Origin of the sequence: Microbacterium sp. cf046 (assembly GCF_900114345.1) — a bacterium.
Taxonomy (GTDB): Bacteria; Actinomycetota; Actinomycetes; order Actinomycetales; family Microbacteriaceae; genus Microbacterium.
In genome coordinates this window covers 847,710-872,723 of the sequence record NZ_FOZJ01000002.1, presented here as the reverse complement: position 1 = coordinate 872,723, position 25,014 = coordinate 847,710, and the positions used below count along the sequence as shown (strand labels likewise).

24 protein-coding genes and 2 tRNA genes are annotated in these 25,014 nt (G+C 69.2%); 15 read left to right on the top strand and 11 right to left on the bottom strand.

From position 1 onward, the window contains the following. Positions 1–21: 21 nt before the first annotated feature. The 3 genes from glgB to glgX form a co-directional block, all read right to left on the bottom strand. Positions 22–2,220: a 1,4-alpha-glucan branching protein GlgB gene (gene glgB, locus BM349_RS10405; RefSeq protein ID WP_091706782.1), complete on the bottom strand. Its 2,199-nt coding sequence runs from the start codon at positions 2,218–2,220 to the stop codon at positions 22–24. Next, complete coding sequence (locus tag BM349_RS10400; protein WP_091707247.1) at positions 2,217–4,184, bottom strand: alpha-1,4-glucan--maltose-1-phosphate maltosyltransferase; 1,968 nt, start codon at positions 4,182–4,184, stop codon at positions 2,217–2,219. Before BM349_RS10400 ends, glgB begins: the two co-directional genes overlap by 4 nt. Before the next feature lie 177 nt (positions 4,185–4,361). Then, entirely contained in the window at positions 4,362–6,449 is a 2,088-nt protein-coding gene (gene glgX, locus BM349_RS10395) for a glycogen debranching protein GlgX (RefSeq protein WP_091706781.1), read from the bottom strand. Positions 6,450–6,506: 57 nt separating this feature from the next. Between glgX and BM349_RS10390 the strand changes: the two genes are divergently transcribed. The 4 genes from BM349_RS10390 to BM349_RS10375 are packed head-to-tail and all read left to right on the top strand — an operon-like array spanning position 6,507 to position 11,496. After that, complete coding sequence (locus tag BM349_RS10390; RefSeq protein ID WP_091706780.1) at positions 6,507–7,721, top strand: cysteine desulfurase family protein; 1,215 nt, start codon at positions 6,507–6,509, stop codon at positions 7,719–7,721. A 23-nt stretch (positions 7,722–7,744) separates the two neighbouring features. Further along, positions 7,745–8,845, top strand: a complete 1,101-nt coding sequence (gene mnmA, locus BM349_RS10385; RefSeq protein WP_091706779.1) for a tRNA 2-thiouridine(34) synthase MnmA — start codon at positions 7,745–7,747, stop codon at positions 8,843–8,845. 52 nt (positions 8,846–8,897) lie between these two features. After that, a complete protein-coding gene (gene ligA, locus BM349_RS10380) occupies positions 8,898–11,180 on the top strand; it encodes an NAD-dependent DNA ligase LigA (RefSeq protein ID WP_091706778.1) in 2,283 nt (760 codons plus the stop codon). Positions 11,181–11,187: 7 nt separating this feature from the next. Beyond that, complete coding sequence (locus tag BM349_RS10375) at positions 11,188–11,496, top strand: YciI family protein (protein ID WP_091706777.1); 309 nt, start codon at positions 11,188–11,190, stop codon at positions 11,494–11,496. A 15-nt stretch (positions 11,497–11,511) separates the two neighbouring features. Here BM349_RS10375 and BM349_RS10370 read toward each other — a convergent pair whose 3' ends face one another. After that, the gene (locus BM349_RS10370; RefSeq protein ID WP_091706776.1) at positions 11,512–13,227 is read right to left on the bottom strand and encodes a long-chain-fatty-acid--CoA ligase; all 1,716 of its coding nucleotides are present in this window, start codon (positions 13,225–13,227) and stop codon (positions 11,512–11,514) included. A 57-nt stretch (positions 13,228–13,284) separates the two neighbouring features. Between BM349_RS10370 and gatC the strand changes: the two genes are divergently transcribed. Genes gatC through BM349_RS10340 form a run of 6 tightly spaced genes read left to right on the top strand, consistent with a single transcriptional unit; the run spans position 13,285 to position 18,860 of the window. After that, complete coding sequence (gatC, locus tag BM349_RS10365) at positions 13,285–13,584, top strand: Asp-tRNA(Asn)/Glu-tRNA(Gln) amidotransferase subunit GatC (RefSeq protein ID WP_091706775.1); 300 nt, start codon at positions 13,285–13,287, stop codon at positions 13,582–13,584. Further along, positions 13,581–15,116 carry an Asp-tRNA(Asn)/Glu-tRNA(Gln) amidotransferase subunit GatA gene (gatA, locus tag BM349_RS10360; RefSeq protein ID WP_091706774.1) on the top strand — a complete coding sequence of 512 codons (1,536 nt, stop codon included), beginning with the start codon at positions 13,581–13,583 and terminating at the stop codon, positions 15,114–15,116. Before gatC ends, gatA begins: the two co-directional genes overlap by 4 nt. 1 nt (position 15,117) lies before the next feature. Continuing rightward, positions 15,118–16,617, top strand: coding sequence for an Asp-tRNA(Asn)/Glu-tRNA(Gln) amidotransferase subunit GatB (gene gatB, locus BM349_RS10355; RefSeq protein ID WP_091706773.1), 1,500 nt, complete (start codon positions 15,118–15,120; stop codon positions 16,615–16,617). A 39-nt stretch (positions 16,618–16,656) separates the two neighbouring features. After that, the gene (dinB, locus tag BM349_RS10350) at positions 16,657–17,916 is read left to right on the top strand and encodes a DNA polymerase IV (RefSeq protein WP_091706772.1); all 1,260 of its coding nucleotides are present in this window, start codon (positions 16,657–16,659) and stop codon (positions 17,914–17,916) included. A 55-nt stretch (positions 17,917–17,971) separates the two neighbouring features. Next, complete coding sequence (locus BM349_RS10345) at positions 17,972–18,292, top strand: hypothetical protein (RefSeq protein ID WP_091706771.1); 321 nt, start codon at positions 17,972–17,974, stop codon at positions 18,290–18,292. After that, positions 18,267–18,860 carry a nucleoside/nucleotide kinase family protein gene (locus tag BM349_RS10340; RefSeq protein WP_254773816.1) on the top strand — a complete coding sequence of 198 codons (594 nt, stop codon included), beginning with the start codon at positions 18,267–18,269 and terminating at the stop codon, positions 18,858–18,860. The genes BM349_RS10345 and BM349_RS10340 overlap by 26 nt, the downstream gene beginning before the upstream one ends. A gap of 6 nt (positions 18,861–18,866) precedes the next feature. Here the strand turns inward: BM349_RS10340 and BM349_RS10335 are convergent, their stop codons facing one another. From BM349_RS10335 to orn, 5 genes are all read right to left on the bottom strand, one after another. After that, complete coding sequence (locus BM349_RS10335; RefSeq protein WP_091706770.1) at positions 18,867–19,367, bottom strand: DUF2017 family protein; 501 nt, start codon at positions 19,365–19,367, stop codon at positions 18,867–18,869. Next, positions 19,364–19,672, bottom strand: a complete 309-nt coding sequence (clpS, locus tag BM349_RS10330) for an ATP-dependent Clp protease adapter ClpS (RefSeq protein WP_254773815.1) — start codon at positions 19,670–19,672, stop codon at positions 19,364–19,366. The genes BM349_RS10335 and clpS overlap by 4 nt, the downstream gene beginning before the upstream one ends. Next, complete coding sequence (locus tag BM349_RS10325) at positions 19,663–20,025, bottom strand: metallopeptidase family protein (protein ID WP_139230912.1); 363 nt, start codon at positions 20,023–20,025, stop codon at positions 19,663–19,665. The genes clpS and BM349_RS10325 overlap by 10 nt, the downstream gene beginning before the upstream one ends. Position 20,026: 1 nt before the next feature. Beyond that, positions 20,027–20,102: transfer RNA gene (locus BM349_RS10320), tRNA-His, on the bottom strand. Between the two features lie 38 nt (positions 20,103–20,140). Further along, positions 20,141–20,767 (bottom strand): oligoribonuclease, encoded by a 627-nt coding sequence (orn, locus tag BM349_RS10315; RefSeq protein WP_091706768.1) that lies wholly within the window; start codon positions 20,765–20,767, stop codon positions 20,141–20,143. A 91-nt stretch (positions 20,768–20,858) separates the two neighbouring features. Here orn and BM349_RS10310 point away from each other — a divergent pair. Next, positions 20,859–20,931, top strand: a tRNA-Arg gene (locus tag BM349_RS10310). A 107-nt stretch (positions 20,932–21,038) separates the two neighbouring features. Beyond that, the gene (locus BM349_RS10305) at positions 21,039–21,251 is read left to right on the top strand and encodes a methyltransferase (protein ID WP_091706767.1); all 213 of its coding nucleotides are present in this window, start codon (positions 21,039–21,041) and stop codon (positions 21,249–21,251) included. 6 nt (positions 21,252–21,257) lie between these two features. Here BM349_RS10305 and BM349_RS10300 read toward each other — a convergent pair whose 3' ends face one another. Continuing rightward, complete coding sequence (locus tag BM349_RS10300; protein WP_091706766.1) at positions 21,258–21,887, bottom strand: membrane protein YczE; 630 nt, start codon at positions 21,885–21,887, stop codon at positions 21,258–21,260. Positions 21,888–21,949: 62 nt separating this feature from the next. Here BM349_RS10300 and BM349_RS10295 point away from each other — a divergent pair, with 62 nt between their 5' ends. Next, a complete protein-coding gene (locus tag BM349_RS10295) occupies positions 21,950–23,374 on the top strand; it encodes a MocR-like transcription factor YczR (protein ID WP_091706765.1) in 1,425 nt (474 codons plus the stop codon). Between the two features lie 9 nt (positions 23,375–23,383). Here BM349_RS10295 and BM349_RS10290 read toward each other — a convergent pair whose 3' ends face one another. Further along, on the bottom strand, positions 23,384–23,644 hold the full coding sequence (locus tag BM349_RS10290; RefSeq protein WP_091706764.1) for a hypothetical protein: 261 nt from the start codon (positions 23,642–23,644) through the stop codon (positions 23,384–23,386). A gap of 221 nt (positions 23,645–23,865) precedes the next feature. Between BM349_RS10290 and BM349_RS10285 the strand changes: the two genes are divergently transcribed. Together BM349_RS10285 and BM349_RS18755 are read left to right on the top strand one after the other, a co-directional pair. Beyond that, the gene (locus BM349_RS10285) at positions 23,866–24,423 is read left to right on the top strand and encodes a single-stranded DNA-binding protein (RefSeq protein ID WP_091706763.1); all 558 of its coding nucleotides are present in this window, start codon (positions 23,866–23,868) and stop codon (positions 24,421–24,423) included. A gap of 44 nt (positions 24,424–24,467) precedes the next feature. Continuing rightward, a complete protein-coding gene (locus BM349_RS18755; RefSeq protein ID WP_175525264.1) occupies positions 24,468–24,980 on the top strand; it encodes a DUF6993 domain-containing protein in 513 nt (170 codons plus the stop codon). Positions 24,981–25,014 lie beyond the last annotated feature (34 nt).

Here is a 25,014-nt window from a genome sequence, read left to right as displayed (position 1 = left end):
CCTCCCGACGGGAGCCCCACGTCACGGCAGGAGCAGGCGCTCCGTGATCGGCTGCTTCGGCAGATGGGCCTGTGGGTCGTGCTTCAACCACAGCACGCCCAGCGGCGGCAGCACCATCGAGGCGCGTCCGTCCTCGCCCGCGTGGACCGTGCCCATGTTCCCGACGCCGGAGCCGCCGTAGGCCTGGGCGTCCGAGTTGAGGATCTCGTGCCACACGCCGGACTCCGGCAGGTCGAGCGTGTAGCCGTGCACCGGGACCCCTGAGAAGTTGCACACGACGACCACCGTGTTGCCGTGCCAGTCGCGTCGCGAGAACGCGATCACGTTGGGATTCCAGGTCGGGCCTCCGAGTCGCGAGAATGCTGCTCCGTCGCTGTCGCGCGCCCACAGCGCAGACTGTTCGCGGTAGACCCTGTTCAGGGTCGCCACGAACCCGTGCAGTTCTGCGTGGGAGGGTTGGTCGAGGATCCACCAGTCCAGCCCTCGTCCTTCGGCCCACTCGGAGAGCTGGCCGAACTCCTGTCCCATGAACAGCAGCTGCTTGCCCGGGTGACCCCACATATACGCGAGGAACGCGCGCATGTTCGCGAGCTTCTGCCAGTGATCGCCCGGCATCCGCGAGAACAGGCTGCCCTTGCCGTGGACGACTTCGTCGTGGCTGATCGGGAGTACGAAGTTCTCGCTGAATGCGTACACGAATGAGAACGACAGCTCGCCCTCGTGGTGGGACCGGTACATCGGGTCCCGGGAGATGTACTGGAGGGAGTCGTTCATCCAGCCCATGTTCCACTTGAAGCCGAAGCCGAGGCCCGCCCGATCGGTCGGCGCGGTGACGCCCGGGAAGCTCGTGGACTCCTCGGCGATCATCGAGATGCCCGGGTAGCGCTTGTATGCGGTCGCCGTGACCTCCTGCAGGAAGTGGATCGCTTCGAGGTTCTCCCGGCCGCCGTGCACATTCGGCACCCATTCGCCGTCTTCGCGGGAGTAGTCCAGGTAGAGGATCGAGGCGACGGCGTCGACGCGCAGGCCGTCCACGTGGAACTCCTCGAGCCAGTACAGCGCGTTGGCGACCAGGAAGTTGCGCACCTCGCTTCGGCCGAAGTCGAAGATGTAGGTGCCCCAGTCGCGATGCTCGCCGCGTCGCGGGTCGGAGTGCTCGTACAGCGCTTCTCCGTCGAAGCGAGCGAGAGCGAACGCGTCCTTGGGGAAGTGGCCGGGAACCCAGTCCATGATCACGCCGATGCCGGCCTGGTGCAGCCGATCGATGAGGTAGCGCAGGTCGTCGGGTGTGCCGAACCGGCTCGTCGGCGCGTAGTAGCCGGTCACCTGGTAACCCCACGACCCGCCGAAGGGGTGCTCGGAGAGCGGCAGGAACTCGACGTGCGTGAATCCCTGGGCGGTCACGTACTCGATCAGCGCATCGGCGCCGTCGCGGTACGAGAGGCCGGGTCGCCACGACCCGAAGTGCACCTCGTAGATCGACATCGGCTGCGAGACCGGCTGCGAGGTGGACCGGGCCTTGAGCCACGCCGCATCCGACCAGGTGTACGAGGACTCGGTGACCACGGACGCGGTCGCGGGCGGAACCTCCGCGTAGCGCGCCATGGGATCCGCTTTCAGGACCCACTCGCCGTTGCGGCCCAGCAGCTGGAACTTGTACGCCGTGCCCACCCCGATGTCGGGGACGAACAGCTCCCAGACCCCACTCGAGCCCATCGATCGCATCGCGTGCGACTGGCCGTCCCAGTCGTTGAAACCGCCCACGACGCGCACTGCGCGAGCATTCGGCGCCCACACGGTGAACGACGTGCCCTTGGTGCCCTCGAGCTCGCGCACGTGCGCGCCCAGTGCGCGCCAGAGTTCCTCATGGCGTCCCTCGCGGATCAGGTGCAGGTCGAGCTCGCCGATCGCCGGACCGAACCGGTACGGATCCTCGGCAGTGTAGTCCGGCGCGCCCTCGTAGGTCGTGACGAGCTCGTACTTGCCTCCGTTCCCCGAGCGCTGCCCCTCCCAGATGCCCGCCCGCACGTGCTCCAGCGGAACGCGGGTGCCGTCCGTGAAGACGGCGGTCACGCTGCGGGCCAGGGGGCGCCGGGCGCGGATCGTCCACTCGTCGGATCCCTCGGCATCCTTCCCGAGATGCATGCCGAGAACGGCATGCGGGTCGTGGTGCGCGCCGGCGGCGACGGCGTCGAGCAGGTCGTCGGAGGGGGAGGTCATCGGGACTCCTTCACGTGCAGGATGTGGACGGGTTCGGTGAAGGCGTCGAGCTTGACGAAGTTGTGATCGGACCAGGTCCACTGCGCGCCGGTGATCAGGTCTTCGACCTCGAACGGCTCACCGTGCGCCACGCCCCAGACGCGGGTGTCCAGGTGGACCATGGTCTGGCGGACGGAGTGCGGATCGACGTTCGCGACGACCAGGATCGTGTCCGCCCGGCCGGTCGGCGACAGCTCGGCGGTGATCCGCTTGGAGAAGACGAGGATCGCGTCGTCGTCACTCCAGTGCACGGTGAGATTGCGCAACTGGCCGAGGGCGGGGTGAGCGCGGCGGATCTCGTTCAGGCGCGACAGGTAGGGGGCGAGGGAGTCGCCGTTCGCCTCGGCACCCGCCCAGTCGCGCACCTTGTACTCGTACTTCTCGTTGTCGATGTTCTCTTCGGATCCGGGGCGCGCGACGTTCTCGTACAGCTCGTAACCCGCGTACACGCCGTAGGACGGGGCGCCCGTCGCTGCGATCGCGGCGCGGATCTTGTAGGCGGGCCGGCCACCGAACTGCAGGTACTCGGTGAGGATGTCCGGCGTGTTCACGAACAGGTTGGGGCGGAGGAAATGCGCCGTGTCGTGCGCGAGTCCGGTCAGGAACTCTTCGAGCTCGAGTTTGGTGTTGCGCCACGTGAAATACGTGTAGCTCTGCTGGAATCCCGCCAGGGCGAGCCCCTGCAACGGCGCGGGCCGTGTGAACGCCTCGGCCAGGAAGACGACGTCGGGGTGGTCGGCCGAGACGGTCGCGATGAGCCACTCCCAGAACTGCAGCGGCTTGGTGTGCGGGTTGTCGACCCGGAAGATCTTCACGCCCTGGGCGATCCAGTGGCGGAGCACGCGCAGTGCCTCCGCGCGGATCCCCTCGGGGTCGTTGTCGAAGTTGATCGGGTAGATGTCCTGGTACTTCTTCGGCGGATTCTCCGCGTACGCGATCGTCCCGTCCGGCAGGGTCGTGAACCATTCGGGGTGCGCGGCGACCCACGGATGGTCAGGTGCTGCCTGCAGCGCGAAGTCGAGCGCCACCTCGATGCCCTCGGCCCGCGCCGCCCGGACGAATGCGCGGAAGTCCGCGAGCGTCCCGAGGTCTGGATGGACGGCGTCGTGGCCGCCTTCGGCCGAGCCGATCGCCCACGGCGAGCCTGGATCGCCGTCCTGCGGATCCAGCGTGTTGTTGCGGCCCTTGCGGTTCAGGCGACCGATCGGGTGGATCGGGGGGAGGTAGAGCACGTCGAAGCCCATCGCCGCCACGGCCGGCAACCGGCGCGTGGCGGTGCGGAACGTCCCGCTCTTGATCGTTCCGTCCTTGAGGCGTCGGGCGCCCTCCGAGCGCGGGAAGAACTCGTACCAGGCGCCGACACCCGCGCGTTCGCGCTCGACGAGCAGCTCGAGGCTCGGTCCCACGCTCATCAGCGAGGTGAGCGGCCGTGACGCGAAGAAGGCGGCCAGCGACGGATCCCGCACGACCTCGAGGGCGGCTTCGTCGCTCGTTCCGGAGTCGCGCAGCGTCGCCGCGGCGGTCTCGAGGCGTCGCCGCTCGGCGATCGGCCGCGTCTTGTCCGCGACCGCGCGTTCGAACAGTCGGGCGCCGAGTTCGCGCATCACCGGGGTGTCGACGCCCGCGGCGATCTTGAGATCGGCGGCGTGCTCCCATGTCGCGAAGTCGTCGGCGAACGCCTCGAAGCGGAAGCTCCACACACCCTCCTCGAGGGGCGCGATGGCGGTCTCCCACCGGTCGAAGCCGTCGTGCAGTGCGGCGAGCCGGTGCAGCGACTCGTCACCGCTCGGCGAGAAGAGCCGCACGTGCACGCCGATCAGATCGTGGCCCTCGCGAAAGGCCGTCGTCCGGAACGGGACGATCTCACCCGCGAACGCACTCGGCCGGAACAGTCCGTCCGGCACGGACGGTGACGACAGTGCCAGGGGGATGCGGGGCGTCGCCGTCGTGCGATCGGGCTGGGCGTCGGCTGCCGCTCGGACCGGGATCGGAGAGGCGCTGCGCCAGGGGCGGGTGCGCGTCGTGCGCGTCGTCGTGACCACGTTTCGAACCTACCGCCCACCCTGCCGAGGCGACAGTGCGCGGCGCGGCCGTGTCGGGCGCTACTCGGCTCGGAAGAGCCGCATCGAGGTGCCCGCGAGCGGCACGATGTCGCCGGCGTGGAACTGCTCGAGGTCCTCGCTGGGGCTCTCGTCCTCACTCGACCACAGCGACACGAACGTCGTGACGCCCGCGATCGCCGGGAGCGTGACATCCACCGGTCGCTCGTTCCCGTGCACCATGAGGAGGATCCGGTTGAAGGCCTCCCGCTCCGGAGTGGAGGCCGCGACGTACTGCAGGGTGCGGTTCGACGGGTCGGTCCATCTGTCGATCGACATCGTCTGGCCCTTCTGGTCGTACCACTCCATGACCGACGCGGACGGCGTGTGCTCGTCGAGCTTCGCGAATCGGATCGGACGAAGCGCGGGGTTATCACGGCGCAGCTGCAGTAGCCGACGCACGTGCGCGTGGAGATCCTGCTGCCACGGCGCGTGCTCCCAGGACAGCCAGGTGAGGGGCGAGTCGTGGCAGTACGCGTTGTTGTTCCCTCGCTGCGTCCGCGCGAATTCGTCCCCGGCGGTGAGCATCGGCACTCCCGCGGAGAGCAGGAGGGTGCCGAGGATGTTGCGCATCGCCTTGCGGCGGGTCGAGAGGATCCCCTCATCCGTCGTCGGACCCTCGGCGCCGTGATTGAACGAACGGTTCGTGTCCGCGCCGTCGCGGTTCTGCTCACCGTTGCCCACGTTGTGCTTCACGTCGTACGAGACGAGGTCGCGCAGGGTGAAGCCGTCGTGGGCGGTGACGAAGTTCACGCTTGCAAGCGGGCCGCGTTCGACGCTGAATGTGTTGGACGAGCCCGAGAGGCGGGTGGCGAGGCCTCCGATGCCGACCGGTGCTGTCGATGCGCGGCGTGCGTAGTCGACGTCGCTCAGCCAGAAATTGCGGACACGATCGCGATAGCGGTCGTTCCACTCGTGCCACCCGTCGCCGAAGTTGCCGGTCTGCCAGCCGCCCATCCCGACATCCCAGGGTTCGGCGATCTTCTTGACCCCTTCCAGCGCGGGGTCGTCGATGATCGCGCGCAGAAGCGGGTGATCCGGATCGAACGTGTGCGCGGCATCCCGGCCGAGGGTTGCGGCCAGGTCGAAGCGGAAGCCGTCGATCTGCACGTCGTTTGCCCAGTACCTCAGCGAATCCAGCACGACGCGGGAGGCGGCATCCGTGGCGGTGTTCACCGAATTGCCGCACCCGGTCACGTCGATGTACACGCCGTCCTCGTGTTGGCGGTAGTACGAGCGGTTGTCGATGCCGCGAAGGCTGGTGCGCGGGCCGCCGATGCCCTCCTCGGCCGTGTGGTTGTAGACGACGTCGAGGATGACCTCGAGGCCGGCTTCGTGGAGGAGTCTGACCATCCCCTTGAACTCGCGCAGGATCGCCTCCGGCCCCTGACGCCGGTTCTCCGCGGTGGCGTACGCGCCATGCGGTGTGAAGAAGTTCAGCGAGTTGTAGCCCCAGTAGTTCGCGAGACCGTGCTGGAGCAGGCGCGGTTCCGTCGCGAACGCGTGGACCGGCAGCAGCTCGATGCTCGTCACGCCGAGGGTGAGGAAGTGATCGATCATCGCGGGGTGCGCCAGTCCGGCGTACGTGCCGTGCAGCGCAGGCGGGACGAGCGGATGCCGCTTCGACATGCCCTTGAGGTGACCTTCGTAGATGACCGTGCGGTCCATCGGAACGGCGGGCTTCGCGACGCCTCCCCAGTCGAAGGATCCGTCGACCACGACGGCGCGCCAGTCCTCATAGCCGCCGCTGACGAGGCCCTTCGCGTAGGGCTCGACGAGCAGGGTTCCCGGGTTGAAGGTGCTCCCGGTCGCGTGGGGGCCGTCCACCCTGATCGAGTATCGCGTGCCCGGACGCAGCAGCGGCGTGGTGACCGTCCAGACGCCGCCTCCCGCCGGGGCGAGCGGGATCGTGTCGGTGATCCAATCGAGGTCCGTGTCGTCGAAGACGACGAGCTCGATCTCCGAAGCGTGACCCGACCAGACGCGCAGCGTGCCGCCGTCGGCCCCGAGCGTGACGCCGAGGTCGTCGAGTTCGGAGCTCAGCAGACCGGGCGCCGGTGCGAGCGCAGTGCGGGATTCGGGCAAAACCATGCGCTCTACAGTAGTAAGGCCGTGAGTCATGCGCGTTACGTCGACGGGAGGAGCCCCATGGTCGTCTACCTCGACCACGCGGCGACCACGCCGTTGCGTGACGAGGCCCGCGAAGCGTGGATCGCAGCGACGGGCTCGGTCGGCAACGCCTCATCGATCCACGGCGCGGGACAGAGTGCGCGCCGGCTGCTCGAGGAATCGCGGGAGCGCCTCGCCGCTGCGCTGGACTGCGACCCGGTGGAGGTGGTCTTCACCTCGGGTGGCACCGAATCCGTGAACCTCGGAATCACCGGGCTCTACCGCGCGCGACGGGAGACGACCGGGCGGACGGCGATCGTCTCCGCCCCGGCCGAGCATCATGCCACCCTCGACACGCTCGGCTGGCTGCACGCCCACGAGGTCGCCGACATCGAGTGGGCCGGCGTGGATCGCAATGCACGAATCGACGTGTCCGAGTGGGAGGCAGCGGTCGGCGGCGGTGACGCTGCGGCGGCGACGCTCCTGGCCGCGAACAACGAGGTGGGCACGATTCAGCCGGTCGTCGCGGCGTCGGCCGCCTGCGCCGACGCGGACGTGCCCATGCATCTGGACGCGGTGGGGGCATTCGGGCACGTTCCGGTGTCGTTCCGCGCCCTGCGCGCCGAATCGGGAGCAGGCAGCGCCGGTCTGGTCGCCATGAGCGTCGCGGCGCACAAGCTGGGCGGGCCGGTGGGGGTCGGCGCGCTGGTCGTGGCGCGCGAGGCGAGCGTCGAGCCGCTCCTGCACGGCGGCGGTCAGCAGCGCGGGCTGAGGGCAGGGACGCAGGATGCGGCCGGTGCGGCGGCGTTCGCGGTCGCGGCCGAACTCGCGGTGGCCGAACTGGCAACCGAGGCGGCTCGCATCGCAGCGCTGCGCGATCGGCTCGAAGCCGGCCTGCGCGAGCGAATCCCCGAGCTGCGCATCTCCGCATCAGGCGCCGATCGCCTCCCGGGCCACGTCCATGCGGTGTTCCCCGGCGCACAGGGCGACTCGATGCTCCTCCTGCTGGACGGGGCGGGGATCGCGGTCTCGACCGGGTCGGCGTGTCAGGCGGGCGTCGCGGAGCCGTCGCACGTCGTTCGCGCGATGGGGCTCGGAGAGGAGGCGGCGCGCAGTGCGCTCCGGTTCACGCTCGGACGCACGACCACGGATGCCGACGTCGACGCCGCGATCGCGGCTGTCCCGTCCGCATACGAACGAGCCCGGACCGCGGGCCTGTCCTCGCGCAGGGTCGGCGCTCCCAGGCTCGGCTGAGGGACGGCTCGTAGACTCATCCCATGCGTGTTCTTGCGGCGATGAGCGGTGGAGTCGATTCCGCCGTCGCCGCTGCGCGCGCCGTGGATGCGGGGCACGACGTCGTCGGCGTCCACCTCGCGCTCTCGCGCGCCGGTGGGACGCTGCGGGCGGGCAGCCGCGGGTGCTGCACGATCGAGGATGCGATGGACGCCCGCCGGGCCGCCGACCGCCTCGGCATCCCGTTCTACGTGTGGGACTTCTCGGAGCGGTTCCGCGACGACGTCATCGAGGACTTCGTCGCCGAGTACAGCGTCGGGCGCACACCCAACCCGTGCATGCGCTGCAACGAGCGGATCAAGTTCGCCGCCGTGCTCGAGAAGGCCCTCGATCTCGGGTTCGATGCGGTCGCGACGGGCCACTATGCGATCCTGCGCACCGGCCCGTCGGGCGCCCTCGAGCTGCATCGCGCGAGTGACGCCGCGAAGGATCAGTCCTACGTCCTGGGAGTGCTCACGGCAGAGCAGCTCGCCCATACGTTGTTCCCGCTGGGGGAGACGCCCTCCAAGGCGCTCGTGCGCGCGGAGGCCGAGGCTCGTGGCCTGACCGTCGCGAACAAGCCCGACAGTCACGACATCTGCTTCATCCCCGACGGCGACACGCGGGGCTGGCTCGCCGATCGCGTGGGTGCTCAGACCGGCGACATCGTCGACCGGTCCGGCGCCGTCGTCGGCACGCACGAGGGCGCGCACGCGTTCACGGTCGGGCAGCGCCGCGGCCTCGCGCTCGGCATTCCCGCTGCCGACGGCAAGCCGCGTTTCGTGCTCGAGGTGCGTCCCGTCTCCAACACGGTCGTCGTCGGCCCGAAGGAGGCCCTGGCGACAGCCGAGATCGCCGGTACATCGTTCACCTGGACCGGCGAGGCCCCCGCTTCGTCCGACTTCGCGTGCCACGTGCAGATCCGGGCTCACGCCGAGCCCGTGCCCGCGCGCGCCGTCCTGATCGACGGGCTCGTGATGGTGAGGCCCGATGTTTCGCTCGACGGCGTGGCGCCCGGTCAGACCGCGGTGCTCTACGAGGGCACCCGCGTCCTCGGCCAGTTCACGATCGACCGGACGGTGTCGGCGGTTCCGGTCGACGCCTGATCAGACCGGCCGGGCACGGCGTGCTGTCGCAGGAGGCTCCTAGACTTGCGGCGTGACGGATGCCGCAACCCCCGCAGAACTCGCAGATCTTCCGCTCGAGGCGGCGCGCGCCGAGTCGGTGCGCCTCACGGAGCTGATCCTGGAAGCCCGCGACGCGTACTACGGCCGCGACACGGTCGTCGTGGACGATGCGACGTACGACGAGTGGATGCACCGCCTCGAGGCCATCGAGCGGCTGCACCCGGAACTGCAGGGCCAGGACTCTCCGACGCTGTCGGTGGGCGCGGCGTCCGGGTCGCTGTTCGCGCCGGTGGAGCACGCCGAGCGGATGCTGAGTCTCGACAACGTCTTCAGCGACGAGGAGTTCCTCGCCTGGGCGGCGAAGGTCGAACGGGACGCGGGCCGATCCGTCCACTACCTGTGCGAGCTCAAGATCGACGGACTGGCGCTCTCGCTGCGATACGAGAACGGCCGGTTGGTCTCGGCCGCAACCCGCGGCGACGGCCGCGTCGGCGAGGACGTGACCGAGAATGTGCGGCGCGTGGGAGGCATCCCGCATCGGCTCGAGGGCGACGGGCATCCGCCGCTGGTCGAAGTGCGCGGTGAGGTCTTCTTCAACGTGGCCGACTTCGAATCCCTCAACGCCTACCAGGAGGCGATGGGCGATCGACTCTTCGCGAACCCGCGCAACGCGGCCAGCGGCTCCCTCCGGCAGAAGACCGAGGGCAAGAACGACCGCCAGCTCGATGCGATGCACCAGCGTCTGTCGCGGCTGCGCATGACGGTGCACGGGATCGGCGCGTGGCCGGCGCCGCCGGTGTCGACGCAGAGTGAGATCTATGCACTGCTCGCGTCCTGGGGACTGCCGACGAGCGCGTACTTCGCCGTCGCGGACTCCGCGACCGCCGCCGACGAGTTCATCCGCCACTACGGCACGCATCGCCACGACGTCGAGCACGAGATCGACGGGATCGTCGTGAAGGTCGACGAGCTCGCGCTCCACGATGAACTCGGTGCGACTAGCCGGGCTCCGCGCTGGGCGATCGCCTACAAGTACCCACCCGAGCAGGTCAACACGAAGCTCCTCGACATCGTCGTGTCGGTCGGTCGCACGGGTCGGGCGACGCCATTCGCGGTCATGGAACCCGCCCGCGTCGCCGGAAGCGTCGTGCGCCAGGCGACGCTGCACAATCAGGACGTCGTGAAGGCCAAAGGCGTGCTCATCGGCGACACGGTCGTGCTGCGCAAAGCCGGTGATGTGATCCCCGAAGTCCTCGGTCCGGTCGTGGAGCTGCGCGACGGGAGCGAGCGGGCATTCGTCATGCCCTCCGACTGTCCGGAATGCGGGTTCCGGCTCGCCCCGGCGAAGGAGGGCGACATCGATCTCCGGTGTCCGAATGCGCGCTCGTGTCCCGCGCAGGTGCGCGGGCGCGTGGATCACATCGGCTCCCGCGGCGCCCTCGACATCGAAGGACTCGGCGAGGTGTCGGCGGCCGCGCTCACGCAGCCCGTCCGGCCCGAGGTGCCGCCGCTGGTCACGGAGGCCGGCCTCTTCGACCTGCGCGCGCAGGACCTGTTCCCGATCGACGTCGTCGTGAGGGATGCCGAGACCGGGCTCGTCCGTCTGCTCGAGAACGGCGAACCGGACACCCGCTCGCCCTTCCGTCGGCAGCGGAAGAAGACCGACCCTGCGTTCGATCCGGACGGCGACTTCGACGGCGACGCCGACCACGTGCTGTCCGCGAGCGCGACGCAACTTCTTGCGAACCTCGAGGCGTCCAAGACGAAGGAGCTCTGGCGCTTCCTCGTCGCACTCAACGTCCGCCATGTCGGTCCGGTCGCAGCCAGGGCCCTCGCCGCGTGGTTCGGCTCGCTGGAGGCCATTCGCACGGCATCCCGCGACGAACTCGCCGCGGTGGAGGGCGTCGGCGGGATCATCGCGGATTCGCTCCTGGACTGGTTCGATGTCGACTGGCACCGCGAGATCGTCGAGCGCTGGACGGCCGCTGGCGCACAGCTCACCACACCGGGTCACCCCGGTCCGGGCGCGGCTGCCGTGCAGGGCGGGGTGCTCGACGGACTCACCGTCGTCGCGACCGGGTCGCTCGAGGGATACAGCCGCGAGGGTGCGCAGGAGGCCATCATCGCCGCCGGAGGGAAGGCCGGATCCAGCGTGTCGAAGAAGACCGACTTCGTCGCAGCAGGACCGGGCGCCGGCTCGAAGCTGGGCAAGGCCGAGGAGCTCGGCGTGCGCATCATCGACGCAGCGCAGTTCCGCATCCTCGTGACCGAGGGTCCGGCGGCGCTCGACGCGCTCGCGCCAGACGCAGGATGATGGGCGCATGGCCCAGTGGATCTATCGCATCGTCCCGACCCGGCCCGAGATGGTCGCCGCGGCCACCGACGAGGAGGCGGCCGTCATCGAGGAGCACTTCGGGTACCTGCAGGCGCTGAAGGGCGCCGGCATCCTGATCCTGGCCGGACGAACGCAGGTGGATGAGGGCACCTTCGGCATCACGATCTTCGAAGCGCCGGATGAGATCACGGCCCGGGCGATCATGGAGACGGATCCTGCCGTGTCGGCGGGCGTGATGAGCGCGACACTGTATCCGTACGCCGTCGCCGTCGCGCGCGACGGTCTCGCCGACTAGGCCCGCAGCAGTCTCTCAGCTGCCGGTCGTCAGCTGCAGGAGCGAGTCGCGCACCTGGCGGCGAAGCACCTTGCCGATGAGGGACTTCGGCAGCTCGTCGACCACGAAGATGCGCCGCGGAACCTTGTACGGCGTCAGGATGCCGCGTGCGAACTCGCGGATCCCTTCGATGTCGGGCTCCGCGACCCCCTCCGCCAGGACGACGGCGGCGACGACCTCTTCGCCGGAGTGCTCGCTCGGCAGCCCGACGACCGCGGCGTCGTCGACCTGAGGATGCTGTCGAAGCGCGTTCTCCACCTCGGTGGGGGCCACATTGAAGCCTCCGGTGATGATGAGCTCCTTGATGCGGTCGACGATGCGCACGAAGCCGCCCTCGTCCACGGTGACGATGTCTCCGGTGCGGAACCAGCCGTCGACGAATACCGCTTCGGTCTCCTCGGGCTTGCCGTAGTAGCCGCTGAACACCTGCGGGCCGCGGACGATCAGCTCGCCGCGCTCACCCGGCGCGACATCCTTCGTCGGCTCGTCGGGGTCGACCACACGCAGTTCCGTCCCCGGCAGGGGGAGCCCCACCGTGCCCGGCTCGCGGTTCTCCGCCACCGGGTTGGCCATGAGCACGGGAGAGCACTCGCTGAGTCCGTACCCTTCCACGAGATATCCGCCGGACGCCGCCTCGAACGGCACGACGAGCTCGTGCGGCAGCGCCATCGCACCCGAGATCGCAACCTGTGTGCCCGCGAGCGAGACGCCCTTCGCTCGCGCGGCCTTCAGGAGCCGGTCTGCGATCGGCGGCACGAGCGGCAGGAAGGTCGCGGGATGCTTCTTGGTGACCTCGAGCACCATGTCGGGGTCGAACCTGGGGAAGAGCACCAGTCTGGCGCCCATCGACATCGCGAACGTGAGGCACAGGGTGAGGCCGTACGCGTGGAACATCGGCAGCACCGCGTACACGACGCACCCGTGGCCCCGGACGATCGAGGGAACCCATGCGCGCGCCTGCGCGGCATTGGACAGCAGGTTGCGATGGGTCAGCGACGCGCCCTTGGGCGCGCCGGTCGTCCCACTCGTGTATTGGATGAGCGCGAGGTCGTCGGTCGCCGGCTTCGGATGGGATGCCGGCAGCGCCGGGGTGGAAACGACCGACTCCCAGGTCACGGTTCCGCTGACTCGCTCGTGCAGCGCGGTGCGCGCTTCACGGGCCTTCGCGATCGGCAGCCTGAGGGCGAGGCGCGTGCCGAACGGCATGGCTTTGGTCAGGTCGACCGAGATCAGCGACGTGACGGCGAGGTCGGCCGGGAAGTCCTGGATCGACCCCACGACCTTCGTCCACACGATCGCGTGCCGAGCGCCGTGATCCTCGAACTGCTTGCGCAGCTCGCGCGGAGTGTACAGGGGGTTGTGCTCGATCACGATCGCGCCCAGGCGCAGGATCGCGTAGAACGCGATGATGTGCTGCGGGCAGTTCGGCAGGACGATCGCCACCGGGTCTCCCGCGCTCACGCCCTGATCGCGCAGGCCCGCCGCGGCGCGCTCGATGGCCTCGTGCAGTTCGCGATACGAGGTCGTGCGGCCGAAGAACTGCAGAGCCGGGGCATCCGGGAAGTCGCGGGCGGAGGCTTCGACGATGTCGACGAGCGAGCCGGTCACTGGTGCGAGATCCTCCGGGACCCCCTCGGCATAGCTGGCGATCCAAGGGCGAGGAGGCTCGTACGTCGTCACGCGCCCCAGCATAGGCCCGGGCCTCTGCCGACGCAGGGGCAGGCACGGCGCCCGAACTAGACTGGGGGAGTGTCTGAAATCACCCCTGATCTCGTGCGCCATCTCGGTGTGCTCGCCCGGATCCAGCTGAGCGACGAGGAGGTCGAGCGCCTCACCGGGCAGCTCGACGTGATCGTCGACAACATCGCGAAGGTGTCGCAGGTCGCCACGCCCGACGTGCCGGCGACGAGTCACCCGATCCCGCTCCGGAACGTCTACCGCGCCGATGAGGTCGGCGAGACCCTGACCCTCGCCCAGGCGCTGCAGAACGCCCCGGACGCCGCCGACGGGCGCTTCCGCGTCACGGCGATTCTGGGGGAGGAGCAGTGAGCACCGAACTGATCCGTCTGAGCGCGGCAGATCTGGCCGCCAAGCTGGCCTCCGGCGAGGTGTCCAGCGTCGAGGCGACCCAGGCGCACCTCGATCGCATCGCCGCGGTGGATGCCGACATCCATGCCTTCCTGCACGTGAGCGACCACGCGCTCCAGGTCGCAGCCGACGTCGATCGTCGTCGCGCGGACGGCGAGGCGCTCGGCCCCGTCGCCGGCGTGCCGCTGGCCATCAAGGATGTCCTGGTCACCACGGACATGCCGTCGACGAGCGGGTCGCGCATCCTCGAGGGATACCTGTCGCCGTTCGACGCGACCGTCGTCGCACGCTCGCGTGCCGCCGGCCTCGTGCCGCTCGGAAAGACGAACATGGACGAGTTCGCCATGGGTTCCTCCACCGAGCACTCGGCGTACGGCCCGACGCACAACCCGTGGGACCTCGATCGCATCCCCGGCGGCTCGGGCGGCGGCTCCGCCGCGGCGGTCGCCGCATTCGAGGCGCCGCTCGCGCTCGGATCCGACACGGGCGGCTCGATCCGCCAGCCCGCCCATGTCACCGGCACTGTGGGCCTGAAGCCGACCTACGGCGGTGTGAGCCGCTACGGCGCGATCGCGCTGGCGTCGAGCCTGGACCAGGTCGGCCCGGTCACGCGCACCGTCCTGGACGCCGGACTGCTGCACGACGTGATCGGCGGACACGACCCGCATGACTCGACGTCGCTGACCGATCGTTGGCCGTCGTTCGCAGACGCCGCTCGGGAAGGCGCACGCGGGGACGTGCTCCGCGGGCTCCGAGTGGGCGTGATCAGCGAGCTCCCCGATTCCGGATTCCAGCCCGGGGTGTCCAAGTCGTTCCGGGCCGCCCTGGCGGCCATGGAGGCGCAGGGGGCCGAGCTCGTGGAGATCAGCGCACCGCACTTCGAGTACGGCGTCGCGGCGTACTACCTGATCCTGCCCGCCGAAGCATCCAGCAATCTCGCGAAGTTCGACTCCGTCAGATTCGGCCTTCGGGTGACGCCGTCCGGCACCCCCACCGTCGAGAGCGTGATGGCCGCGACGCGCGAGGCCGGCTTCGGCGACGAGGTGAAGCGCCGCATCATCCTCGGCACCTATGCGCTGTCGGCTGGGTACTACGACGCGTACTACGGTTCGGCGCAGAAGGTCCGCACCCTCATCCAGCGCGATTTCGACTCCGCGTTCGCACAGGTCGATGTCATCGCGACGCCGTCCGCGCCGACGACGGCATTCCGCCTCGGCGAGAAGATCGACGACCCCATGCAGATGTACCTCAACGACGTCACGACCATCCCGGCCAACCTCGCCGGAGTGCCGGGCATCTCGATTCCGTCGGGGCTCGCCGAGGAGGACGGGCTGCCGGTCGGCATCCAGTTCCTCGCTCCCGCCCGTCAGGATGCGCAGCTGTACCGCGTCGGGGCCGCGCTGGAAGCGCTGCTGGTGGACTCGTGGGGCGGCCCGCTGTTGGATCGCGCGCCCGTCCTTCGACAGGCGCAGGGCGCAGGAGAGGTGGCCTGACATGGCGAAGGACGCGCTGATGGACTACGACGCCGCCATCGAGATGTTCGAGCCCGTGCTCGGCTTCGAGGTGCACGTCGAGCTCAACACGAAGACGAAGATGTTCTCTGCCGCGCCGAACTCGTTCGGTCGCGAGGCGAACTCCGATCTCGCGCCGGTCGACCTCGGGCTGCCGGGGTCGCTCCCCGTCGTCAACGAGCAGGCGGTGAAGTACTCGATATCGCTGGGGCTTGCGCTCGGCTGCCAGATCGCCCCGTCGAGCCGCTTCGCGCGCAAGAACTACTTCTATCCCGACCTCGGCAAGAACTACCAGATCAGTCAGTACGACGAGCCGATCGCGTTCGAGGGCTCGGTCGAGGTCGAGCTCGCGGACGGCACGCGCGTGGTGGTTCCGATCGAGCGCGCGCACATGGAAGAGGATGCCGGAAAGCTCACGCACGTCGGCGGTTCGACCGGCCGCATCCAAGGCGCGGAGTACTCGCTCGTCGATTACAACCGCGCGGGCGTGCCGCTCGTGGAGATCGTCACCAAGCCGATCTACGGCGCAGAGCACCGCGCGCCCGAGATCGCGAAGGCGTATGTCCAGACGGTCCGGGACATCGTGCTGTCGCTGGGCATCTCCGACGCGAAGATGGAACGCGGCAACCTCCGCTGCGACGCGAACGTATCGCTGCGCCCTCGCGGGCAGGAGAAGCTCGGAACGCGCACCGAGACGAAGAACGTGAACTCCATGCGCTCGGTCGAGCGCGCGGTGCGGTACGAGATCCAGCGCCAGGCCGCGATCCTGGCGGCGGGCGGTTCGATCACGCAGGAGACCCGGCACTGGCACGAGGACACCGGAACGACCTCGCCAGGTCGCCCGAAGTCGGACGCCGACGACTACCGCTACTTCCCCGAACCCGATCTGCTGCCGGTGGTCCCCTCGGCCGAGCTGATCGACGAGCTGCGTGCCGCGCTGCCCGAGCCGCCGGCCGAGCGCCGCCGCCGCCTGAAGGCGGAATGGGGTTTCAGCGACCTGGAGTTCCAGGACGTCGCCAACGGCGGTCTGCTGTCCGAGGTGGCGGCGACGATCGATGCGGGCGCGACGCCCGCCGCGGCGCGCAAGTGGTGGACCGGTGAGATCAGCCGGATCGCGAACGCCCAGGGTCGAGAGGCGACGGATCTCGTGTCTCCAGCCGACGTGGCGTCTCTGCAGGGACTGATCGACGCAGGAACGCTGACAGACAAGCTTGCGCGCCAGGTGCTCGAGGGCGTGATCCTCGGGGAGGGCACTCCGCAGGAAGTCATCGATGCGCGCGGACTCGCCGTCGTGTCCGATGACGGCGCCCTGATCGCGGCGATCGACGACGCGCTCGCGTCCCAGCCCGATGTCCTGGAGAAGATCCGCGACGGCAAGGTGCAGGCCGCCGGTGCGGTGATCGGCGCCGTCATGAAGGCGATGCGCGGGCAGGCGGATGCGGCTCGCGTACGCGAGCTGATCCTCGAGCGCGCAGCGCAGTAGTCCGGGCGAGATGTCAGCAGCGCCTGACATCATCGATGCATGGGACGGGGCGACGGGACGGGACGCATCGTCTCGCCCGAGGGTGCAGACGACACGGGCACCGGGATCCTGCACGTCGACATGGACGCCTTCTACGCGTCCGTGGAGGTGCTCGACGATCCTTCTCTGAGGGGCAAGCCGATCATCATCGGGGCGCCGGACGGCAGGTCGGTCGTCTCGAGCGCCTCGTATGAGGCCCGGAGATTCGGCGTGCGCTCGGCGATGCCCGTGGGACAGGCCCTCCGGCTGTGCCCGACGGCGATTGTGGTGCTGCCGCACTTCGACCGCTACGTCGCGCTCTCGAAAGAGGTCATGCGCATCTTCCACGACGTGACACCGCTCGTGGAGCCGCTCTCGATCGACGAGGCGTTCCTCGACGTCCGTGGCGCGCGGCGGCTGTGGGGCACCCCGGGCGAGATCGCCAGCACGCTGAGGGCGCGGGTGCTCGAGGAGACCGGCCTGACGTGCAGCATCGGCGTCGCCGCCACCAAGCACGTGGCGAAGATGGCCTCCACGATCAGCAAGCCCGACGGTCTGCTCATCGTGGCCGAGGCGGATACGGCGGCGTTCCTGGCTCCTCGCTCGGTGCGCGCGCTGTGGGGGATCGGACCCAAGTCCGCCGAGGCGCTGGAGTCGCGCGGCATCCGCACCGTGGCGGACGTACTCGAGACGCCACGCACTGTTCTGGACCGGGCGCTCGGTCCGGCGATGGGCGATCGGATCTGGCACTTGGCCCGGGGCCTCGACGCGCGGCGGGTCGACACCGAGCGGGTTGAGAAGAGCGTCGGCCATGAGGAGACCTTCGACACCGACATCGACGACCCCGCGGTGCTGAAGTCGGAATTCCGGCGGCTCGCCGACCGGGTCGGCGCGCGGCTCCGCGTACACGGGTGGGAGGCCAGGACGGTCGCGATCAAGGTCCGATTCGCCGACTTCACGACGATCAGCCGATCCCAGACACTGTCCGAGCCGACCGCGGTCGGTCAGCGGATCGGGGAGGCGGCACTCGAGCTGTTCGCCGCCGTGGAGCAGCGACTGCCCGTCCGGCTCGTCGGTGTCCGTGCAGAGAAGCTGCGCCCTACCGCCGATGCGGGACTCCTCCTGTGGGACGACGACGCGGAATGGCGGCGCATCGAGGGGGCGCTGGATGACGCGTCAGCGCGGTTCGGTCGCGGCGCAGTCACGCGGGCAACCCTCCTCGGCGGATCCCGCGCAGGAGGGTCATTGCCGTCGCATCCGAAGCCGCCGCCGCTCGATTGACCGCGAACCCCGGGTTTCCCTGGGCAGGTCGCGTCCGGCCGGGTACCGTGGACACATGCCCAACATCGCACTCGAGCTCGGCAAGCAGTCCGCCACCTTCGGCGCGAAAAGCGCCTACGGAGACCAGGTGGACATCGACGGCGTCCGCATCATCCCTGTCGCACTGACCTGGTCGGGCTTCGGAGGCGGTTCCGACGAGTCGGGAAACGGCGGCGGTGGCGGCGGCGGGTACGCCGTGCCTCTGGGTGCCTACATCCGCAAGGGAGACAGTCTCACTTTCGAGCCGAACATGGTCTCGTTCCTCGCGGTCGCGATTCCGTTCGTGTGGGTTGCCGGCCGCGCGCTGAGCCGTGTCATCCGCGCCCTCAAGCGCTAGCGCCGACCCGGTCTCCGCAGCCCTCGACGGCGCTGCCGCGAAGGTCCTCGACGCAATCGTCGGCATCGCCGCAGCAAACCCCGTGGTGCTGATCGACGGCCGCAGCGGGTCGGGCAAGACCTCGCTGGCGCGAATGCTGGTGGCGCGTTGGCCGATGCACGGGCGCGTGCAGCTCGTCGCCCTCGACTCGCTCTATCCCGGATGGGACGGCCTCGCAGACGGTGTCGAGTCAGCGCGCGAGTTGATCCTGCGTCCGCACGCGCGCGGCCTCATCGGCGTGTGGGAGCGCTGGGACTGGGACGCATCGGCGCCGGCCGAGGCTCACGCCGTCGACCCGTCGCTGCCGTTGATCGTGGAAGGCTCGGGATTGCTGACGGCCGCGACGGCTCGCCTGGGCGACGTGCGGGTGTGGCTCGAGTCGCCGGCGCAGTCTCGCAAGCGCCGCGCACTGGAACGCGACGGCGAGACGTACCGCCCGCATTGGAATCGGTGGGCCGAGCAGGAGGAGCGGCATCTCTCGCGTGACGAGCCGACCCAGCGGGCGACTCACGTCTTCGCGATTCCGTGAGCCTGGTCAGTCGTCGTCGGATGCTGCGTGCACGAGTCCGTCCAGGCGGTAGCCGAGCCACTCGTAGACCCCGAAGCGGGGATCCTCGACATCGTGGTCGTCCTCGGTGCGGATGTCGAGTCTGGTCGCCAGAACAAGCCGGATCGCCGCAAGGCATCGCAACCACGACTGGAGGGCGTCAGGTTCCAGGCGAAGCTCGATCAATTCCATCAGGACGTCGTCGTCCGGCTCGGCGTCTTCGGGCAGCGCGGCGGGCCCACTGAGTGAGCTGAGGACCACCCCCGCATCCTCACGCCGACGATCGAGCAGATCGCGTTCGGTGAGGTCGCGGAAATCCGCGGCCGCCTCGGCGTCCGCGTACGCATCGGGAACGAGGCGTGCGATCGCCGGATCACCCGACCGGCTCTCGGCATCCTCCAGCAGCTCGGCGAACTGGGTGACGAGCCCGGAGAGATGGGCCGCCTCCATCCGGGTCAGTTCGAGCACGACGATGCGACCGGCGTTCATTGCGGAGCCTGCCGGATCGTCGCCCAGAGGCCGTAGTCGTGCATCGCCTGCGCATGCAGCTCCATCTGCTCGCGGGCGCCCTCGGCCACGATCGCGTGACCCTCGTGGTGCACGGCGAGCATCAGCCGCTCCGCGTGCGCGCGGTCGAACCCGAAGTATTCACGGAAGACGTGAGTGACGTAGCTCATGAGATTCACGGGATCGTTCCACACCACGGTCTGCCACGGCCGGACCGTCTGCTCTTCGCCGCGGATGGCGACCTCTTCGTCGACCTCAGGCGTCGCGAGGAGCACCATCACGCCCACCCGAGTTCGTGGAGCCGCTCGTCGTCGATTCCGTAGAAGTGGGCGATCTCATGGACCAGGGTCGTGTGCACCTCGTCGCGCAGCTCCCGCTCGGTCTCGCAGGCCGCCAGATGCGGCTCGCGGTAGACGATGATGCGGTCGGGCAGCTCGCCGCCGCCGTAACGGTCCCGCTCGGTCAGCGCCCAGCCGTCATAGAGCCCCAGCAGGTCGAGACTGCCGTCCTCGGGGCGGTCCTCAACCACGAAGATGACGTTGTCGAGTCCGTCGACCATCTCGTCGGGCAGACGATCGAGTTCGTCGGTGACGAGCGCTTCGAATGCGTCGGCATCCATGTCGATCATCGAAGACCTCACTTGGGGTGAGTAACGGGGCTCGAACCCGCGACATCGGCCACCACAAGGCCGCGCTCTACCAACTGAGCTATACCCACCATGTCTCCCGCACGTGGCGGGCAACCCGAAAATTCTCTCATACTCCTGGAGCGAATGACGAAACGGCTGCGGCTGCCGCGGCACGGGCGCCATCGCTGGTGGGACCCGGTTCGGGCACGAACACCGCCGAGCGGTAATACGCCAGTTCCAGGATGGATTCGCGGATGTCCGCGAGCGCGCGATGCCCGCCGCCCTTCGCGGGCGCGTGGATGTAGGCGCGCGGATACCAGCGCCTGCTGAGCTCCTTGACACTGGAGACGTCCACGTTCCGATAATGCAGCCAGCGGTCCACTCTCGGCATGTACTTCGCCAGGAACATCCGGTCCGTGCCGATCGTGTTCCCGGCCAGCGGCGCCTTGCCCTGCAGCGGAACGAACCGCTGGATGTACTCGAGGGCCTCGAACTCCGCCTCCGCGACACTCACGCCCTCCGGGATCTCCGTCAGCAGGCCTGATTTCTCATGCATCGCGGTCACGAAGTCGTTCATGTGGGCAAGGGCCGACGCATCGGGCTTGATCACGATCGAGAAGCCCGGGTCGAGGGGGCGCAGCTCGAAATCGGTGACGACGACCGCGATCTCGACGAGCTCGTCGACTGAGAGGTCCAGACCCGTCATCTCGCAGTCGATCCACACGAGACGGTCGTTGTCAGAAGCCCCCACCATGGGCTCCATCCTAGTCAGGGCCCTCGGACACCGACTCGCTGCGGACGGCCCGTCCTGCCCGTCGATGTGGGGCGCGATAACCTGGATTCGCGCCTCCGTAGCTCAGTGGATAGAGCAGCGGCCTTCTAATCCGCCGGTCACAGGTTCGAGTCCTGTCGGGGGCACCGATCTTCTCAGAAGCGTCGATCCGTCGTCTCCGCGACGTGCCGACGCAGCACTGGCGGGGTGCCCGCGCCAGGCGTACCGTCGAGGCGTCGGAAGGAGATCGATCATGAGCACCACCGAAACGCATCACGCCCTGTGGGTCGCATACGGCCCGTCCGGTGTGGTCGGAAGCATTCGCAAGGACGAGGACGGTTACACCGTCACGATGGCCGGCGCGGACGCGTCAGCAGGCACGTACCCCTCGATGGAGATCGCGAAGAGCGCGCTGCACTCGCGGATGACTCCGGGCAGCGACTGGCCGGAGTTCCGCGAGCACTGACCCGGTTCAGCCGCCGACCGCGGCGATCGTGGTCGGACCGTCGGATTGACGGATCCGGCGCGGCCGTGCGGTGTCCAGCAGCGGCAGCGCGATGTGCACGAGCGGGCCGATCAGCACGGCGAACAGCACCGTGCCGATCCCGACGGTGCCTCCCAGCAGCCAGCCGATCGCCAGAACCGAGAGCTCCACGAGCGCGCGGCACACCCAGATCGGCCAGTGCAGGCGTGCGTGCAGACCGGTCATCAGGCCGTCGCGAGGGCCGGGTCCGAATCGCGCGCCGATGTACAGCCCGGAGGCGATCGCGACCATGAGGATGCCGCCCAGCAGCACGGCGATCTGCGCCGGCAGGCCCGCGATCGGCGGCACGAACGTGAGGACGACCTGCATGCTCGTGCCCACCAGGAGGATGTTCGCGATCGTGCCGATGCCGGGCTTCTGGCGAAGCGGAATCCACAGCAGCAGAACCAGGAATCCGACGATGTTGGTCACCCACCCGATCCCGATCCCGGTGTGGATCGACACGCCCTGAGCGAAGACCGTCCAAGGATCGACTCCGAGGCCGGCTTCGACCGTCAACGCGCAGCCCGCCCCATAGAGCACGAGGCCGACCAGGAGCTGGGTGATACGACGAGGCATGATGCCATCCAATCGCATGATTGGCTCGTATGTTGCAGTCCAATTGACGTATTCTGGCTCTCATGGACTCCCGGATCTCGGCGCGCGCGCTCTCGGCGGCACTCGGCGGATGGCGCACGCGTGAACCGGCCTACGAGGCACTGGCCGACGGCATCCGCCTGCTCTGCCTCGACAATCGGCTTGCTCCCCGCACCGCACTCCCCGCCGAGCGCGAACTGTCCGCCGCCCTGCACATCAGTCGAAGCACCGTGGCCGCCGCATACCGGAGCCTTCGCGACTCGGGCCACATCGTCAGTACGCGCGGGTCCGGAAGCGTGACCCTTCCGCTGCGGCGTCGTGATCCCGGCGGTGCCGCGTCCGCGGAGGGTGCGATCGACCTGCAGCAGGCCAGTCCACCGGCGTGGCCCGGTCTCGCCGGCGTGATATCCGAGGTGGCGCTGTCCGCCTCGACGCTCGTCGCCCGCACCGGCTACGACGTGCTGGGTCGGATCGAGCTGCGCGAGGCCATCGCCCGACGCTACTGCGACCGCGGCATCCCGACCTCGCCGAGCGAGATCATCGTGACGACAGGCGCCCAGAGCGCCATCCATCTGCTTGCGGCAGTGCTGCTCGGCCGTGGCGACCGGGTGCTCATCGAGACTCCGACCTACCCGCATGCCGCGGACGCGCTTCGTCGCGCCGACGCGCGCCTCGTCGGAGTTCCGGTCACGACGGACGACGGCTGGGATCTCGACCGAGCCGAGCAGGCGTTCGCGCGGACCCTGCCCGTGCTGGCGTATCTGATGCCGGACTTCCAGAACCCGACCGGTCGCTCGATGACCGAGCAGGAGCGGTCCGTTCTTCTGCGGGCGGCGGACCGCGCAGGCACCATTCTCGTGCTCGATGAGACCACAGCGGATCTCGACATCGATCGGGGGCCGCTGGCATCGGGCTTCATGGACGGCGACCCGGCCCTGGTGGTGCGGGTGGGGTCGATGGGCAAGACGGTGTGGGGCGGATTGCGCGTGGGTTGGATCCGCGCCGAGGGAGACCTGATCCGGCGTCTGGTCGCGTCCCGGCCGGCGCAGGATCTGGGCACTCCGGAATTCGAGCAGGCCGTCGCCGCTGCGGTGTTCCCGGACTTCGCCGAGGTCGTCGCACAGCGTTCGCACGTCCTGCGCGAAGGCCGGGACGCCGCTGTGTCCTCCCTCGCTCGTGCATTGCCCCAATGGCGTGTTCCACGGGTGCAGGGCGGAGTGTCGCTCTGGATCGAGCTCGACGCCCCGCTCAGCTCGGCGCTGGTGATGGATGTCCGCTCACGTGGCCTTCTGCTGTCGGCGGGACCCCGCTTCTCCGTCGAGGGCGGTCACGACCGGCACCTGCGCATCCCGTTCACCGCCTCACCGGATGACCTCGCGCGTGCGGTCGACATCCTCGCCGAGTCGTGGCCGCGCGTGCGCGGCGGGGCTCCGGTCGCACTCGTCGAGCAGCTCGACTCCGTGGTGTAGCAGGGCGCCTCACCGGGCGAGAGCCACGCATTCGACGGCGTCGTCCGCGGACCAGAACTCGCCGAGGTCGCGGAATGCGCGAGTCGCCGCGTGGAATCGCCGTGCGCGGTACCGATCGCCCTGGTCGTGCCCGACGACCTGAATGTGCCCGATAGCGCGCCCGCTGCGGTCCACGATGCGCCACAGCGCGGGGCCGGCTTCGACGAGTCGGAGATCGCGGCGGCGAGTGAGACGAGGTGCGCCAGCAGGTGCGTCGAGAGTCAGTGTCATGATCGGGTCCTTCCGTTCATTCGAAGATACGTACTACCTCCGACATCGACTGCGCGCACCGACTCCTCCCCAGGCACCGCATCGCCGGCTCCCATCCGCAAGCCCCACCGGCAGCCGGTGGCGGCGTCCTCGGAGCGCCATTCTGAGATCGCGCCGGCGTCCGACGGGCACTCGGGCGCCGGCGCAACCCGGGGACGGTCCTCGGGCAGAGAGGAAGCGACATGAGCGACACCATCACGATCGTCGGGACGGTCGGCACCGACCCTGAGAAGAAGACCCGCAACGGGGTGACGATCACGACATTCCGCCTCGCGAGCAGGGAGCGTCGATTCGACAAGGCCACCGGAGCGTGGGTCGACGGCGAGACCAACTGGTACACCGTCTCGGCCTATCGGAGGCTTGCCGAGCACGTGTTCGATTCCGTGCACCGGCGCGACCGGGTCATCCTGACCGGACGACTTCACGTCCGCAATTGGGACAACGGCGAGAAGCGCGGGACCGCGGTCGACGTCGACGCCGACGCGATCGGACACGACCTGCTGTTCGGGACGACGGCATACGAGGCCGACGAGCGCTCGTCCCTCACGACCTCGTCCACCACGGAGGACGGCTGGGCTCCAGCCGACGCGGACCAGCCGGGCTGGACCAGTCCTGGCGTCGCACCCGGCGCCGATGCCGGTGCCGGTGCCGGTGCCCGTGCATCCTCGGAATCCCAGTCCCAGCCCGACGAGGCGGATCAGCGACCGCTGGCCCTGGCGGGCGTGGAGGCGCCGTTCTGAAGACATGGAGCGGGGGCTCGGGGTGGCGAACCTAGACTCGAACGGTGTTCCGCCACCCCGAGCGTCGTCACGCCCGCGCTGCAGCCCATGCGCTCGTGTGGGCCAGCCTTGCGGCCGCGCTCGCACTGACGGGGTGCACCGGCGAGCCATCGACCCCGAGTCCATCGCAGACGTCGGCGCCCGCGTCCGGTTCCCCGGCACCGATCGTCACACCGTCCGCCGCGCCGGTGATCGTTCCGGGCGGAACCGCCGAAGAGAACCTGCCCGTCTTCTCGATGGTGACGGCCGCCGTCTGGGCGAGTCCGCAGCAGGTCTCGGGCCGGGCGTACGTCGATGCGCTGGTGACTGCCGGCTTCGACAAGTCCGCCATGCAGGTGACCTACGACGAGTCGACCGTCGGCGACCCCGCGGAGAGCATCCAGTTCGCCGTGCGATGGGGGGACGAGTGCCTGGTCGGTCAGGTGGGACCGTCCACCGGATCGCCCGTCACCGTCGTCGTGCCGGCCCTGAGCGAGGGCACGTGCCTGGTCGGATCCACCCGTCCGATCGATTGGTGAACCCGGGGCCGTGGGCCCTGGCCACGGCGCGGGG